The sequence below is a fragment of the Sphingobacterium sp. JUb20 genome (genome assembly GCF_004342035.1).
GTDB lineage: Bacteria > Bacteroidota > Bacteroidia > Sphingobacteriales > Sphingobacteriaceae > Sphingobacterium > Sphingobacterium anhuiense.
The window spans coordinates 156,248-173,061 of record NZ_SLYV01000009.1; the positions used below are offsets into that span (position 1 = coordinate 156,248).

10 protein-coding genes are annotated in these 16,814 nt (G+C 38.1%); 3 read left to right on the forward strand and 7 right to left on the reverse strand.

Annotated elements, in window-relative coordinates; all coding sequences use genetic code 11:
- Position 1 precedes the first annotated feature (1 nt).
- The 4 genes from EDF66_RS16235 to EDF66_RS16250 form a co-directional block, all read right to left on the reverse strand.
- Positions 2–574, reverse strand: a complete 573-nt coding sequence (locus EDF66_RS16235; protein WP_132772372.1) for a non-canonical purine NTP diphosphatase — start codon at positions 572–574, stop codon at positions 2–4.
- Positions 575–641: 67 nt separating this feature from the next.
- Positions 642–1,199, reverse strand: a complete 558-nt coding sequence (locus EDF66_RS16240) for a hypothetical protein (protein WP_132843765.1) — start codon at positions 1,197–1,199, stop codon at positions 642–644.
- A 7-nt stretch (positions 1,200–1,206) separates the two neighbouring features.
- Positions 1,207–2,187 carry a deoxyhypusine synthase family protein gene (locus EDF66_RS16245; RefSeq protein ID WP_021188785.1) on the reverse strand — a complete coding sequence of 327 codons (981 nt, stop codon included), beginning with the start codon at positions 2,185–2,187 and terminating at the stop codon, positions 1,207–1,209.
- 133 nt (positions 2,188–2,320) lie between these two features.
- A complete protein-coding gene (locus EDF66_RS16250; protein ID WP_132843767.1) occupies positions 2,321–3,418 on the reverse strand; it encodes a mandelate racemase/muconate lactonizing enzyme family protein in 1,098 nt (365 codons plus the stop codon).
- Positions 3,419–4,296: 878 nt separating this feature from the next.
- Here EDF66_RS16250 and gltB point away from each other — a divergent pair.
- The 3 genes from gltB to EDF66_RS16265 all read left to right on the forward strand — a co-directional run bounded on the left by gltB (position 4,297) and on the right by EDF66_RS16265 (position 13,499).
- Positions 4,297–8,811: a glutamate synthase large subunit gene (gene gltB / locus EDF66_RS16255; protein ID WP_132843768.1), complete on the forward strand. Its 4,515-nt coding sequence runs from the start codon at positions 4,297–4,299 to the stop codon at positions 8,809–8,811.
- A gap of 15 nt (positions 8,812–8,826) precedes the next feature.
- On the forward strand, positions 8,827–10,284 hold the full coding sequence (locus EDF66_RS16260) for a glutamate synthase subunit beta (protein WP_132843770.1): 1,458 nt from the start codon (positions 8,827–8,829) through the stop codon (positions 10,282–10,284).
- A gap of 269 nt (positions 10,285–10,553) precedes the next feature.
- Positions 10,554–13,499 carry a VIT domain-containing protein gene (locus EDF66_RS16265; RefSeq protein ID WP_132843771.1) on the forward strand — a complete coding sequence of 982 codons (2,946 nt, stop codon included), beginning with the start codon at positions 10,554–10,556 and terminating at the stop codon, positions 13,497–13,499.
- A gap of 129 nt (positions 13,500–13,628) precedes the next feature.
- Here the strand turns inward: EDF66_RS16265 and EDF66_RS16270 are convergent, their stop codons facing one another.
- The 3 genes from EDF66_RS16270 to tgt are packed head-to-tail and all read right to left on the reverse strand — an operon-like array spanning position 13,629 to position 16,785.
- Positions 13,629–14,540: a DMT family transporter gene (locus EDF66_RS16270; protein ID WP_132772383.1), complete on the reverse strand. Its 912-nt coding sequence runs from the start codon at positions 14,538–14,540 to the stop codon at positions 13,629–13,631.
- Positions 14,541–14,551: 11 nt separating this feature from the next.
- Positions 14,552–15,631, reverse strand: a complete 1,080-nt coding sequence (locus tag EDF66_RS16275; protein ID WP_132772385.1) for an LptF/LptG family permease — start codon at positions 15,629–15,631, stop codon at positions 14,552–14,554.
- A 23-nt stretch (positions 15,632–15,654) separates the two neighbouring features.
- Entirely contained in the window at positions 15,655–16,785 is a 1,131-nt protein-coding gene (tgt, locus tag EDF66_RS16280; protein WP_108160421.1) for a tRNA guanosine(34) transglycosylase Tgt, read from the reverse strand.
- Between the last annotated feature and the right edge of the window lie 29 nt (positions 16,786–16,814).

A 16,814-nucleotide genomic window follows, 5' to 3' on the forward strand; every position in this document is an offset into this window, starting at 1 on the left:
TCTAATTACTCAAAAACGCTGCTAATTTCTGAACAGCGACTGCCCGGTGACTGATACTATTTTTCTCGTCTGCAGTCATTTCCGCAAATGTTTTACTATAGCCATTTGGTATAAATATAGGGTCATAACCAAATCCATCCGCACCTTTACGTTCATCAATAATGTGGCCTTCAATACTACCTTCAAAAAAATGTTGCTGACCGTTTAGGTTAAGTGAAATCACTGTTTTAAACCGAGCGGTACGATTAGCGATACCTGCTAACTTTTCCAGAACCAAATTGATATTTTTTTCCATATCACGGCTACCAGAATAACGGGCCGAATATACACCTGGTTCACCATTTAATGCATCAATTTCCAACCCAGAGTCATCTCCGAAACAATTTAATCCATATTTATTGACTAAATAATCTGTCTTCTGTTTTGCATTCTCATGAAAAGTAACACCTGTTTCAGGAATATCTTCATGGCAATCAATATCAGCCAAAGATTTAAGTAGGAATTTCTTTCCTACGATAGCCTGCACCTCTTCCAATTTATGTGCATTATTAGTCGCAAAAATAAGTTCAATCATCCGAATAAGATTTTATTCAAATGTATTAAATATAATAGAAAAAATAGCTAATTATCCGAGCTAAAGACTAGCTCTGATGTTGAATTAATGACTTAAACTCAGTCCAAAAAGCTTTTTTCTTAACCATATCTGCAAACATCTCTTCAAAACTGTAGGTATTAAAGACTGTCGCAATACGACCGTGCATATAAGAGTTATGCGCAATCTCAGGCAACTTTAATGATAAAGGCTCAACGCCTAGAAGAATAATCTTTTTAGGAGTGAAAAATGACATGATTCGCTTAAAGTCATTTGGATTGTGCGCATTGGCTAAATTAACAACCGCAACATCAGCAACTGTTAGCTTAAGCGCCCCAATTGTCTTTACAAATGCTTCCTCTGCTTCCGGAGAAAAGTAAGGATAAGCAGGATATCTTAAGATAAACAGAATTCCTTTTGCTTTAGAGCCTTGATATATAAATTCCTCAACAGATTCCAGATGAGCAGTAACCTGTTGAGGATTTAAAGGTGAAGATACCGATTCAGACTGACCCGAAAAAGCTTCTACAGCATCGGCCGTCGCGAATATAGTCTCGGACATGAATGCCTGTAAAGCAATGGGGTCTGTAGTCAGTAAATTCGACATATTCTTATTATTTACCCAAAATATAAGAGAAAATCAAAGGAGCAACAATAGTTGCATCAGACTCAACTACGAATTTAGGTGTATCGATATCTAATTTACCCCAAGTGATTTTTTCATTTGGAACAGCACCAGAGTAAGAACCGTAAGATGTTGTTGAATCAGAGATCTGACAGAAGTAAGACCAGAAAGGAACATCTTCCCACTCTAAATCTTGGTACATCATCGGAACAACACAAATAGGGAAATCACCAGAGATACCACCACCGATTTGGAAGAAACCAACACCCTTACCAGAAGAGTTAGCACGGTACCACTCTGTTAAGTAAATCATATATTCGATACCAGATTTCACTGTATGAACATTTAATTTACCTTTGATTACATTAGAAGTAAAGATGTTACCTGTCGTTGAATCTTCCCATCCTGGACAAACGATAGGCAAGTTTTTCTCTGCAGCAGCAACAATCCAAGAGTTTTTAGGATCAATTTCGTAATATTGTTCCAACACTCCAGAATTAACCACCTGGTATAAAAATTCGTGTGGTAAATAACGCTCACCTTTTGCTTCAGCTGCATGCCATACATCTTCCAAATGTTTCTGTAAACGACGGAATGCTTCCTCTTCAGGAATACAAGTATCTGTAACACGATTATAATGTTGATCTAATAATTCTCTTTCTTGCTCTGGAGTCAAGTCACGATAGTTAGGAACACGCTTGTAATGTGAGTGTGCTACTAAATTCATAACATCCTCCTCCAGGTTAGCACCTGTACATGAGATGATATGTACTTTATCTTGACGAATCATTTCAGCCAAAGAAATTCCCAATTCAGCAGTACTCATTGCACCACCTAAAGAAATTAACATTTTACCACCTTCTAATAGATGAGCCTCATAACCTTTAGCTGCATCCACCAATGCCGCAGCATTGAAGTGAAGGTAATTTTCCTCAATAAACTGAGAAATAGGACCTTTTTGTGTACTCATAATATTTTGTTACTTTTAATAAAATAATAAGTGTAGCAAAGGTACTGAATATTATTTATTTTAAGCTTGGAGGTCTGCCAAACAGCATGCTATTCAAGCATTTTTTAACAAATGTTAAAAAATATTTGCAATCTTAAATTACCCATCGCTCACAGGAATCCAAAAATTCCTGGTTAATATCAGCACCAATACCCGGAAGATCCGAAAGATGAATATGATATCCTTTATATTGAATACCACCGACAACAGGATCCTCTAGATGGCCGACCATACAAGTATCCAAATCATAAAACTTCACATTCGGCGCAGAATAAGCAAAATGAACTTTCGCGGCTAAAGCCAATCGACTTTCAAGCATCCCCCCTATCATACAGGGAATATTAAATTCAGCTGCTATTGCGGCGATTTTTAATGCCTCATGAATGCCTCCTGATTTTGAAAATTTAATATTAATATAGTCACAGGCATCTGCACGACACAAGCGTTCCGCATCATGATGGCTATAAACAGATTCATCTGCCATGATCAGAACCGTTGTTTCGGTACGAAGCTCAGGAAGCAAATGATCTAAATAAGTACGCATAGGCTGTTCACAAAACTGAATCTTAAAAGGTTCCAGTCCCTGCAAAGCCTCTACAGCACCTTCGTATGTCCATCCTTGATTTGCATCAATACGAATCGGCATATCAAAGCCGACCGCTTTACGGATTTCCCGAATCCTTGCGATATCCGTTTTAGGATCCTTGCCCAATTTCACTTTCAACATCACAGCCCCTGCACGGTACAACTCTTTTGCCTTAGCTGCCATTTCTTCCGGACTGGCGATACCTAACGTGATATCGGTTACGATCTCTCGTGGAATACCTTTTAAAAATTGATATAACGGAACTCCTGCATTTTTTGATGCAATATCATATAAAGCCATGTCAAATGCAGATTTTATTGTTGTATTGCCGGCTATATACATATTTAGCTCTGCGAGACGCTCCTCTATATTTAAAGGATCTTTACCTTTCCATAACTTCGCAAAGTCACGCGCTATCACTAAACAGGTGTCCTGGGTTTCCCCTACAATCATAGGAAAGGCAGAACATTCACCAACCCCAACGATTTCGGTATCCGTACGAATCCGAATAAAGGTGTTCTGTGCAAAATCCATAGTGCCTGTTGCAATGACAAAAGGCTCCATAGGAATGCTTAATCTATAAATTTCTATTTCAGTGATTTTCATGGTTTAAACTATTATGTATTTCCTACCTCACAGCGAAAATAACAAAAGCTAAGATAGATAAAGAATATCTAAAATATAGCGCAAAGCATATCCGTTCCAGAATTAGTTATATGCTAAAATCTATTATTTTTTAAAGACCTGTCTCCGATCGACTTCTTATTGAGATCGGAATACAATTCGCAAATGAAAGTCCGTGAAAGTCCATGGAAGTCCGTAAAAGTCCATACAAGTGCATACGTTATTTCGCCTTACTCCGACATTGCTAGGGCATTGGCAGGAAAACTCTTCGAGTCTGGTTCGAGTCCCCTTCGACTATTATTCGACAGGTATTCGGCAGGGTGGCGAACACCTGCCGAATAAAACACGAACAACTGTGGGACCTGTCTCCTATCTCTCCCCTAGCAAACGCGAACTTAAGTCAAACGGCAGTCATTGACAATTGAATAAAGTAAGAGTTGATTTCGCCCTTCGTTCGCAAAAGGTTCGAAAAGGATTCGGCTTGCTTATACCGATCCTATACCTCGCCTATACTGAAACAGTAGACAAACAGAAGACAAAAGGTAGAGCTTTACCGAAGACTTCCCGAACAAAGTGCGAATAAAGAGTGAAGCATACTCTAATCAAGTAAAAGGCAGATAATCTTGATGAACCCGCTTTAAAAACTGCATCAGCAATCATTAAGATGATACAAATCATTTATTACAACACCTAACATGCTCATTCAAAAAACAAATCCCAAAGCTCTTACAAAATACAATATCAGCAATAAAAGACTTTTTATTTACAAATAACATAAGCTTATTTAAAATAATTTATAAAATCTATAATATTTTTATGTTTTTATTCATATATTAGCAAAGTAATAATTGAATAGGAAGATGATTGAAAGTAACACAAATCAGCAAGGGCTATACGACCCGAGTTTTGAGCATGACGCCTGTGGGGTTGGTTTTGTAGCGCATATTAAAGGAATAAAATCACATGCACAGGTAAAAGATGCCTTGACCATGTTAGAAAATATGGAGCATCGTGGTGCTTGTGGCTGTGATCCAGAGAGTGGAGATGGCGCAGGTATTATGATCCAATTACCACATGAGTTTCTTTGGGAAGAATGTATTAACCTGGGTATACAACTTAAAGAACCAGGATATTATGGAGCAGGAATGGTTTTCCTACCCAAAGAACCTGAAATGAACAAAATTTGCAGAACAGTTATACAAGAAGCGGCTACTGAAAGGGATATGAAATTCCTTGGATTTCGGGATGTACCAGTAAGTAGAGCAGGTATAGGCCCGACAGCATTAAGCGCTGAACCCGAAATAGTTCAATTCTTTATCGACAGACCCGAGACCGTACATAACACTGAAGAATTTGAACGCAAATTATTTGTCCTCAGACGTTTGATTATCCAAAAAATCAAACAATATCAAGAATACCCACTACCGCTTTACTTCGCTTCCCTATCTTGCAAAACAATTATTTATAAAGGTCAGTTGACAACTTACCAAGTTGGCACTTATTTTAAAGACCTTCGCGATCCAAGAGTTGTTTCTGCATTTGGATTAGTACACTCTCGCTTTTCAACCAATACTTTCCCTTCCTGGTCTTTAGCACAGCCTTTCCGTATGTTAGCGCATAATGGTGAGATCAACACATTAACAGGAAATCTGAACTGGTTTTACGCAGGCATGCGTGCGCTTTCGTCTCCTTATTTTACAGAAGAAGAGATGGAGATCTTATTACCTGTTGTAGACCGTGGTCAATCTGATTCCGCATGTTTAGACAATGTTGCAGAACTTTTATTACACAGTGGCCGCAGCCTTTCCCATGTGATGTTGATGCTCGTACCTGAAGCTTGGGATGGCAATACACAAATGGATCCATTAAAACGAGCATTTTATGAGTACCACGCCACATTAATGGAACCTTGGGATGGTCCAGCTGCTCTTTGTTTTACTGATGGCAAGTCCATTGGTGCAACCCTAGATCGAAACGGATTGCGTCCTTTACGCTATGCCATTACTTCAGATCATCGAGTCATCGTTGCTTCAGAGGCAGGCGCACTTCCTATTGATGAATCAACGATCATCAAAAAAGGAAGACAACAAGCTGGTAAAATTTTCTTGGTCGATATGGAACAGGGTAAAATTTTATCTGACGAAGAGGTAAAAGGCGACTTAATACGTCAACAGCCTTATGGCGATTGGTTAGACAGTTATAAAATAAAATTAACCGAATTGGCTGAGCCTCGTGTTACCTATACCTATCTGTCTAAAGAATCGGTATTTAAGTATCAGCAGACTTTCGGATATTCGAGAGAAGACTTAGAGACAATTCTAACACCAATGGCACTGACCGGGTATGAGCCAACAGGTTCCATGGGATCTGATGTGCCATTAGCTATCCTTTCCGATCAACCGCAACACTTATCCAGTTACTTCAAGCAGTTTTTTGCTCAAGTGACAAACCCTCCTATTGATCCAATAAGAGAGCGTTTGGTTATGAGTCTAGCAACATTCATTGGAAATGCAGGCAACATACTCATTGAAGATAAAAAATTCTGTCACTGCGTTACGCTCGAACATCCGATATTGACCTCGAAAGAATTAGAAAAGCTACGGTCAATAGACACGGGTGTATTTCAGGCAAAAACTTTACAATCTTACTTTCGAGCAGATGGTCAAAATGGTTCTCTGGAAGCTGGATTAGAACGCCTTTGTCGTTATGCAGATGATGCTGTACGTGATGGCTTCGAAGTATTGATACTTTCAGACCGTGCCATTGATTCACAACATGCTCCTATCCCGTCCATATTAGCTGTATCTGCAGTACATCACCATTTAATCAAAACAGGAAACCGTGGTGCTGTCGGTCTTGTTGTAGAAGCTGGAGATGCTTGGGAAGTTCATCATTTCGCATGTTTACTTGCATTTGGTGCCACCGCAATCAATCCTTACATGGCTCTTGCGAGTATTCGTACGATGAAAGAACAAAGTAAAATCGAAACCGAATTAACATGGCCTGAACTTTCCAAAAACTATGTAAAGGCAGTAAATGCGGGATTATTAAAGATATTTTCAAAAATGGGGATATCGACCCTGCAGTCGTATCATGGTGCACAAATCTTTGAAGTATTAGGTTTAGATAAAACTGTTGTAGACAAATATTTTTGCGGTGCCGTATCCCGTATCGGGGGCTTAAACTTGGACGATATTGCACAGGAAGTATTGACAAAACACTGGGTGAATTTCAAAGAAAGCCGTACTCCACAAACATTGCTTCCTGAAGGCGGTCTTTACCAATGGAAACGAAGAGGTGAAGGACATCTTTGGAACCCAGATACTGTACATCTTCTACAACAGGCTTGTCGCAATGATGATTATGCTACTTATAAAAGATATGCGGAAAAAATAAACAACCAAAAAGAACAGATGTTCACCCTGCGTGGTTTATTAGATTTTGCTAAACATAGAACAGCAATTCCTTTAGAGGAAGTAGAACCAGCTAGTGATATTTTAAAACGTTTTGCCACAGGTGCGATGTCATTTGGTTCTATTTCACATGAAGCACACAGTACACTGGCAATTGCGATGAACCGCATCGGTGCAAAATCAAATACTGGAGAAGGTGGTGAAGATGAGCTCCGTTATCAGCCTCTTCCTAATGGTGACTCGATGCGCTCTGCAATCAAACAAGTAGCATCCGCAAGGTTTGGCGTTACATCCAACTATCTGACACAGGCAGACGAAATACAGATCAAAATGGCTCAAGGTGCTAAACCTGGAGAGGGCGGTCAGCTTCCTGGACCTAAGGTTAATGAATGGATTGCTAAAACAAGACATTCAACCCCAGGTGTAGGGTTAATTTCACCGCCACCACATCATGACATCTATTCGATTGAAGATTTAGCACAATTAATCTTTGATCTAAAAAATGCAAACCGTGCTGCACGTATCAATGTCAAACTCGTTTCAAAAGCGGGTGTTGGAACTATTGCTGCGGGTGTCGCAAAAGCACATGCCGACGTTATTCTGATAGCAGGATTTGACGGAGGAACAGGAGCTTCTCCGATCAGTTCGACAAAGCACGCAGGTTTACCTTGGGAATTGGGATTAGCAGAAGCACACCAAACTTTGGTGAAAAACAAACTTAGAAGCCGTATCATACTACAAGCAGATGGACAGGTAAAAACTGGACGTGACATCGTTGTAGCAACCTTATTAGGTGCAGAAGAATGGGGCGTATCAACTGCTGCCCTTATTGCTGGTGGCTGTATCATGATGCGTAAGTGTCACTTGAATACTTGTCCAGTAGGTGTAGCCACACAAGATCCAGAATTAAGAAAATTATTCACCGGTAAACCTGAGGACATTGTTAACCTATTCCGCTTCATGGCCGAAGAAATCAGAGAGACCATGGCAGAATTGGGTTTCCGTACCATCAATGAAATGGTAGGAAAAGCACAGTTCCTTAAAAAACGTGAGAACATAGATCATTGGAAAGCTTCCAAAATTGATTTCTCAGGCATATTATATGTTGAGCCCAACGATCCTAATCAGTCTCTTTACAATACTGAAGAACAAGATCACGGCATGGGTATGATCTTAGACTGGGGATTATTGAAACAAGCGAAACATGCCTTAGAAAGCAAAACTCCAGTTTTTGGAACTTTCACGGTTAAAAATACGGATCGTACCATCGGTACGCTATTGTCGAATGAGATTTCTAAACTATACGGATCCGAAGGCTTACCTGATAATACCATCAATTACAAATTTGAAGGTTCTGCGGGACAGAGTTTTGGTGCATTCTCAACAAAAGGACTATCATTTGAGTTAGAAGGTGAAGCAAATGATTATGTTGGTAAAGGATTATCTGGTGCACAATTAGCGATCTATCCGAAAGCAGAAAGTAAATTGATACCGCATGAAAATATCATCATCGGTAATGTTGCTCTATTTGGTGCTACATCGGGACATCTCTTTATTAATGGACAAGCCGGCGAACGTTTTGCTGTTCGTAATTCAGGTGCTACGGCAGTAGTAGAAGGTCTTGGCGACCATGGTTGTGAATACATGACCGGGGGACGTGCACTTATCTTAGGAGCTACTGGAAGAAATTTCGGCGCTGGTATGAGCGGAGGTATCGCCTGGATCTATGATAAACAAGGAACATTTAGAGACAATTGCAATACTGAAATGGTAGATCTTGATCCATTGGAACAAGAAGATGAAACAGCAATTATTGCATTGCTAAAAAGACATATTTTACTCACAAACAGCAAAATTGCACAACATATCCTCGAAAACTGGACTGCTGAGAAAAACAGCTTTATCAAAGTATTTCCAAAAGAATACAAACAGGTATTACGTACAAAATTAGTTGAAGCATAATCAGGAGGAAAAATCATGGGAAAAATAACAGGATTTAAAGAATACGATCGTGAGCTTCCGCAAAAAGAACCGGTAGCTTACAGAATACAGAATTTTCAGGAATTCAACAAGGGTTACACAGATAGTCAACTGCATACACAGGCCGCACGTTGTATGGACTGCGGTATTCCATTTTGTCACTCAGGATGTCCTTTGGGCAATGTAATACCTGAGTTTAATGATGCCGTTTACGATGGAAAATGGGAAGATGCATACAACATATTGACCTCAACAAATAACTTTCCCGAATTTACAGGAAGAATTTGTCCGGCTCCATGTGAATCGGCATGTGTATTGGGTATACACAGTTCTCCTATTACCATTGAAGAAATTGAAAAACATATTATTGAAATTGCTTTCAATAAAGGTTATGTAAAACCTAACAAAAGTTATATTAAAACAGATAAAAGAGTTGCTATTGTTGGATCAGGACCTGCGGGTTTAGCTGCAGCCGCACAATTAAATAAAGCTGGTCATGACGTTGTCGTTTTTGAACGTGATGATCAACTGGGAGGCTTACTCCGTTATGGTATTCCAGATTTTAAATTAGACAAGAAAATTATTGACCGCCGGATTTCGGTGATGCAGGAATCAGGTATTAAATTTAACGTAAACGCTGAGGTTGGCAAAAACATCTCCACCCATGAGTTACTTTCTTTTGATGCTGTTATTTTAGCAACAGGCTCAACTGTTCCTTGGCATTTGGATATTCCTGGAAAAGAATTAAAGGGTGTTCATTTCGCGATGGATTTTCTGAAACAGCAGAATAAAAAAGTGAGTGGTATTGAATACACGGAAGAGCACATCATCGCCCAAGGAAAACATGTAGTCGTAGTCGGTGACGGTGATACTGGATCGGATTGTATCGGTACTTCCAATCGACAACTGGCACAGAGCATTACCCAGATCGCACGTAAACCCATCCCTGCAAAGGAACGATTAAAGAATAATCCATGGCCATCAGATAAAATCACTTTCAACACTTCATCATCACAAGAAGAAGGTTGTGACCGACTTTGGGCGACCGAAACAAAAGCCTTCATCAGTGATGACCATGGAAATGTCAAAGCTGTTCAGATCATAGAGGTCGAATACGAAGTAGATGATTTCGGTAGAAGAACAAAATTAGGTCAATCAGAGCCTAAAGAAATTCCGGCAGATCTTGTTCTTTTAGCTGTCGGTTATCAACATACAGAGCAACAATTGCCAGAAAAACTGGGTGTTCAAGTCGATAGCCGAGGAAATATAGTAGCGACAGATAAAGCTTACCAGACTTCGGTAGATAAGATCTTTACAGCTGGAGATTGTAGGAAAGGACAATCATTAGTTGTATGGGCGATATCAGAAGGCCGTGAGTGTGCTAGAAAAGTAGACGAATTCCTAATGGGGCATTCGGAGCTTGAAAGCAAAGAAGCTATTCATCAATATGCTTAATACCAATCCTAAATAGAAAAGAATGAGCCCCGTAAATATATTTACGGGGTTTATTCTTTTATAGCACTTCCTGTCACTGACTCATCCGGTTATTTCATCTCAAAAATGAGTAGCATATGGACCCTCGCTGATCTCAAAAAGCTTTTATTCATTTTAACCGGGACTAAGATTTTCAACCTACATGAAGTTTTTTAATCCTGCGGTTAATTATGGAATTCGTTACTAAGATGCATCATCTTAAATGAACACAGCAAGCTAATTCAAAAAATATGAATAAGATCCTCATAATAGTATTGATTTTATGCCTCCTACTTCAGGGAGAGAATATTAAATCACAGAATAATCCAAATAGACCTATTCCCAGCTTAAAAATATCGAATGATCCAAAAGATCAGGCAAAAGTTAATCTACAGGAGCTCGATATTCAAGTTAATATTTTTGGTAACATCGCGAAAACAACGATGACAATGATCTTCCGTAATAATGAAAACAGAGACTTGGAGGGCATACTGACATTCCCCATGCCTGAAGGTGTTTCGGTAACAGGATACGCCCTTGATATTAATGGAAAACTACGTCAAGCTGTTGCAGTTGATAAGAGCAAAGGGATTGAAGTCTTCGAAAGTATTGAATCTCGTCGTGTAGATCCTGGATTATTAGAGCGTGTAGAAGGGAATAATTTTAAGACCAGAATATATCCTATACCTGCACAAGGTCAACGAACCATTAGCATAACTTATGAAGAGAATTTACAATTCCATGCTTCGACTGGTTTTCAATACCATTTACCTTTAGCCTATAAACAAGCGATCGAGCGGTTTAAACTTCAGGTAAATATCTACCAAACAGACCAGGTACCGACATTGATCAGCAAACCAGATGGATCACTCATATTTTCAGAAAAAAATCACATTTATCAAGCGGCTATAGCTAAAAACAATTTTATACCTGAGAAATCATTAGTAATTGGACTACCTAAGCGACCAAATGAGAACAACATTTTGACACAGGTTAATCAAGATCAATCTTTCTATTTCCTTAGCAATATATTTATCGATGCTCCTTCGAAAGCAAAAACCTGGACTAACAAAATTGGGATCATTTGGGACAATTCTTTAAGCGCTAAAGATAAAGACATTCAAAAAGAATTAGCACTTCTGGATCTCATCATACAACAAAAAAAGAATTTAACTGTAGAACTGGGCTTACTGAATATCAGCTATGTAAAAGCGGGAACATTTCACATAGAAAAGGGAAATTGGACTGCTCTAAAAAATTATCTCTTGCATTTAACTTATGATGGCGGAACAGACTATTCAAAATTAAATGATCAAGTGCTGCAAGCAGAGGAATATCTTTTCTTTACTGAAGGGTTATCCACATTTGGGTCAAATCAAGTAACCATCAACAAACCAATATATTGTATCACTTCCTCTGCTATTGCAGATTACAGCACCCTCCAGGCCATTAGCAAAAAAACTGGTGCAAAAACGCTCAATCTATTGAACACATCACCTATTGACGGTATCAAGAAATTAAGTTCAGAAAATTTAAAATTTTTAGGGATCAAAGAACATGCTGATTTCTCAGAAATATATCCAGCGATCCATACAGAAGTACAGGATCATATCGCGATTACAGGTCTCGGAAAAAACAACAATTTAAAACAGATTACCTTACTCTTTGGCTACGGGAATCATGCGACTCAAGAAGTCAAAATTGACATCAATTATCAAGAAAATGAGTTGGATATTCATAAAATCTGGGCTCAGAAAAAGATTGCAACATTAGATGTTGATTACACGGAAAATAAAGAACGTATTGAAGAACTTGGTAAGCAATTTGGTATTGTTACCCGTAACACAAGTTTAATTGTATTGGAAACCGTGGAAGATTATGTACGATATGCCATCCTGCCCCCAACAGAATTGCTTCCAGCTTATCATAAATTGACCAAAGAACAAAGCATTCTTCGGGAGGAACGTATGCATGATTTATTGGCTCAGGCTGAAACCGCTGTCCAAGAATTAAAAAAATGGTGGCAGACCGACTTCAAAGCAAAGAAAACTTATCCACAGCCTAACAGGATCGTAGAAGAGTCATTTGTAGAGCCCGAAGTTCATCCAATCAATAATGCACAAGCTGCAACATCAAAAATGGTATCATCAGAAAGCAGACAGATGTTTATAGCAGATGATCAATATTCAAATCTGGAGGAAATAGCATTAAGCGATTTAGAAGACCCAATTTCTGATCAACAGCATTATTCCGGCACTGATGTGAGTGACAGAACAACTGCTGGTGCAAAAATCACCATTCCTGACATTAAAAATGACAATATGTATCTGCAGGTCTTAGAAAAATCAGCGAATCCCTATCAAACATATCTCGAACTTCGCCAAGCATATTTGGGTACTCCGAGCTTCTATTTTGACGTTGCTAATTTTTTCTATCGAAAAGGCACAAAAGATAAAGCATTATTAGTGTTGAGCTCACTTGCAGATCTTCAAATTGAAAATGCAGATTTATTTAAGACAATAGCTTACACACTTAAACAATGGGAACAATATCAATATGAACTTTACATCAATAAGAAAATCTTAGACTGGCGTCCTATGGATCTGCAAAGCCACCGCGATTATGCTTTAGCATTATTAGATAATAAACAATATCAAAAAGCTTTTGATCAATTATATAGTATCCTAACGCAAAGTTATTCCCCTGAAGCAGCCGATCGCGACGATGGTATAGAAGAAATTATTGTGATGGAGTTAAATAATTTATTAAAATTAAACCAGACTCATGTCAATAGCAATAACATCAGCAAAAAACTCATTGCAGATCTTCCTGTCGATAGTCGTGTAGTGATCAATTGGAATTCAAACAATACAGATATAGATCTTTGGGTCACAGATCCACATGGAGAAAAATGCTTTTACAGCAATAATAGCACTGCAATGGGAGGACGTTTAAGTAATGATTTTACCGGAGGATATGGCCCTGAACAATTTCTATTAAAAAGAGCAGTCAAAGGAAAATATAAAGTCGAAGTAGATTTTTATAATGATAATTCGCTAACGCTAGCAGGTCCAACAGCAGTTATGGCAGAAATATTCACCTATTATAGCTCCGGAAAACAGGAACGTAAAATCATCACCCTGTACTTAGATAAAACCAAAGAGCAGCACGTGACCATCGGAACATTTGATTTTTAATCCAGTGTTAAATCAAAAAAAAGCGTGCTTAAAATCAGTTTTAAGCACGCTTTTTTTATCAGGATACGCAATATATCCATTAAATTCCGTTCTACAACAAGAGCAGATATATAAAGCTAAAATAGATAATTAATAGATTTTTCTAATAACCAAATCCTGCTTCCGTTTCTCGATTTTTGTTTTTAAGTAAGGATAAAAGAAGACTGCACCTAAAACAATGGCAGCACCACCATAAAAACCTAAACTCATCGTCTCTTTTTGACCGAAGATCAGCATGGCCAATAAAATGCCATAAACAGGTTCTAGATTTGTCGTTAAAGCAACTGTAAAAGCACTCAATTCTTTCATCACAGCAACACCTAACACATACGCAACGGCAGTACACAATACCCCTAAGATCAATAGATAAATTAAATCCGATTGATTGAGAACCATATTTTCATTAAAATCTCCACTGAATAACATGAAAACTGACACCCAGAAAAAAGCACCCAGCATTTCATAAAATGTGATCAAGGTAGCGCTTGATTTTTTAACCATTCTGGCATTTGCAATCGAGAAAATACTTGCACAGAATGCACATGCTAAGCCTGCAAGAATACCTTCAATATAATTGGATTCGAATTGAAATATCATATAAATCCCCATTATTATCACTACACCAACTAACATATCCATTAGGGCGATCTTTTTCTTATTGATCAGGGGTTCCAAAATAGAAGTATACAATGTCAAAGAAGATAATGTTACCAAAGCTACTGATACTGTAGATACCTTAATTGCATAAAAAAAGAGTACCCAGTGAAGCCCTACGACACCCCCGACCATTATGAAAGAGATAAAATCCTTTCTTTTTACCAGAATCTGCTGCTTGCTAACGGCAAGATAAATCCATAGAGAAATCGCCGCAATCAAAACCCGATACCAAACAAGATGTATAGCAGATATCGAAATCAAATTACCCAAAATTCCTGTAAAACCCCATATCAGGATTGTTAAATGCAGAATAAGAACATTCTGATTAATTTTAATTTTTGACATTGTCGGTTTGTTTATTTTGGCGCCTTTATAGCCAAATAGATTGCAATAATTAAAAATGTAATATTGGGAATTAACACTGCAATCAAAGGAGGGAGCCCTCCTTTTAATGAGAACATGGTGGCAAATTGAATGAACACGATGTAGGTAAAGCTCAATCCGATACCGATACCCAAACTAAGACCAATACCTCCTCTGACCTTCTTAGAGGATAAGGCAACGCCCATCAAAGTAAGCACAAATGCCGAAAAAGGATAGACATAACGTTTATATTTCTCCAATTTAAGATCTGTCATCATCCCTGTACCCCTAATTTCCTCTTTATGGATACGCTCATCCAGCTCTTTCGTATCCATGGCTGTAAAAATATTATCATACAGTTCAAAATCACTCGGCTTCATATCCAAAGTGGTATCTTTTACGGTACCCTTGTCCATTCGTTCATGAAGACCATTAATAATCCGGTTTGTATAATCATGTATTTTCCACTTAGTCGTTACAGAATCCCATGTGATACGCTCAGCGATCATTTTTTCCAATAAGGTATCACCCTTAAATTTTTCCAGTACAAACTTATATCCAATCTTGGAGTTGTTATCAAAGTTGTCTATGTATACATAACTGTTTTTATCAATCTGCATATGCGTGGACACTTTCGTATTATCTTTCAAAGGTTTTACATACACATTTTCAAAACCGATCTTCATTTTATTCGTTTTCGGAATAATATAAAGGTTAAAGACAAAAGAAACTGCAAATATAAGCGTTGCAGAAAAAATATAGGGTCTTAAAAGCCGGTTAAAACTATAGCCGGCACTTAATATGGGTACGATCTCCGTTTGATCGGCCATCTTCGAAGTAAAGAAGATAACAGCGATAAAATTGATCAGAGGACAAAGGAAATTTAAATAAAACGGGATAAATCCTGCGTAATATTCAAATATAATTTTGTCCATAGGAGCATTATATTTCAAGAAATCATCCAATCGCTCAGAAATATCAAAAATGACCATGACGACTGTAAAAATAGCCATCGTGAACACAAATGTGCTCAAGTACTTTTTAATAATGTAACGATCGATAATAGAAAACATAATACTACTAAGATGCAAAAAAATTACAAACGTTGACCTAATACTTTGACCATTTTATTTTTCCAATCGTAGAATGTACCATCTACAATTTTCTCACGTGCCTCATTTACCAGCCATAAATAGAAGTGTAAGTTATGTAAAGAAGCAATCTGTGCACCTAAAAGTTCTTGCGAACGGATTAAATGGCGTAAATATGCTTTTGTATATACTTGATCTGAGTAAAGATCACTATCTGGATCAATTGGAGAAAAATCGTCTTTCCATTTTTCATTCTTGATATTGATCGTTCCGTGACGTGTAAAAATCATACCGTTACGTGCATTACGCGTTGGCATTACACAATCAAACATATCTATACCCAAAGCGATGTTTTCAAGTAGATTGATTGGTGTACCTACCCCCATTAGGTAACGAGGTTTATCTTCTGGAAGAATATTACAGACAACTTCCGTCATCGCATACATTTCCTCAGCAGGCTCTCCTACGGATAAACCACCGATTGCATTTCCTTCACGATTGAAAGACGCAATTTTCTCAGCAGATCTTTCACGTAAGTCTTTATATACTGATCCTTGAACAATGGGGAACAATGTCTGGTCATATCCATATAATGGTTCTGTACTGTCAAAACGATCACAACATCTTTTCAGCCAACGGTGAGTCATTTCAATCGAACGACGGGCATACCCATAGTCACATGGATAAGGAGTACACTCATCAAAAGCCATGATAATATCCGCACCGATTACCCGTTGTGTATCCATCACATTTTCAGGAGTAAATAAATGCTTTGAACCATCAATATGTGACCGGAACGTCACACCTTCTTCTCGTATCTTACGATTGTCTGACAATGAATAAACTTGGTAACCTCCAGAATCTGTTAAAATTGGACGATCCCAACCGTTAAATTTGTGAAGACCACCTGCCTTATTCAAAACATCCAGTCCCGGTCTTAGATATAAATGATAGGTATTTCCCAAAATAATTTGAGCTTTAATATCATTTCTCAATTCGTGCTGATGCACACCTTTGACCGTACCAGCTGTTCCAACCGGCATAAAAATAGGAGTTTGAATTTTTCCGTGAGCTGTCTCAACAACACCTGCACGCGCTTTAGAAAATTTATCTTGTACTTGAAGAGTGAATTTCATTAATCTTTTATTTTTTGGGGATTCTAATT

Bases quoted from the DNA above. Each gene is read 5' to 3' on its own strand.
- EDF66_RS16250 (WP_132843767.1), bottom strand. From the start codon at position 3,418: ATGAAAATCACTGAAATAGAAATTTATAGATTAAGCATTCCTATGGAG.
- EDF66_RS16235 (WP_132772372.1), bottom strand. From the start codon at position 574: ATGATTGAACTTATTTTTGCGACTAATAATGCACATAAATTGGAAGAG.
- EDF66_RS16260 (WP_132843770.1), top strand. From the start codon at position 8,827: ATGGGAAAAATAACAGGATTTAAAGAATACGATCGTGAGCTTCCGCAA.
- EDF66_RS16275 (WP_132772385.1), bottom strand. From the start codon at position 15,631: ATGTTTTCTATTATCGATCGTTACATTATTAAAAAGTACTTGAGCACA.
- EDF66_RS16245 (WP_021188785.1), bottom strand. From the start codon at position 2,187: ATGAGTACACAAAAAGGTCCTATTTCTCAGTTTATTGAGGAAAATTAC.
- gltB (WP_132843768.1), top strand. From the start codon at position 4,297: ATGATTGAAAGTAACACAAATCAGCAAGGGCTATACGACCCGAGTTTT.
- tgt (WP_108160421.1), bottom strand. From the start codon at position 16,785: ATGAAATTCACTCTTCAAGTACAAGATAAATTTTCTAAAGCGCGTGCA.
- EDF66_RS16265 (WP_132843771.1), top strand. From the start codon at position 10,554: ATGAATAAGATCCTCATAATAGTATTGATTTTATGCCTCCTACTTCAG.
- EDF66_RS16270 (WP_132772383.1), bottom strand. From the start codon at position 14,540: ATGTCAAAAATTAAAATTAATCAGAATGTTCTTATTCTGCATTTAACA.
- EDF66_RS16240 (WP_132843765.1), bottom strand. From the start codon at position 1,199: ATGTCGAATTTACTGACTACAGACCCCATTGCTTTACAGGCATTCATG.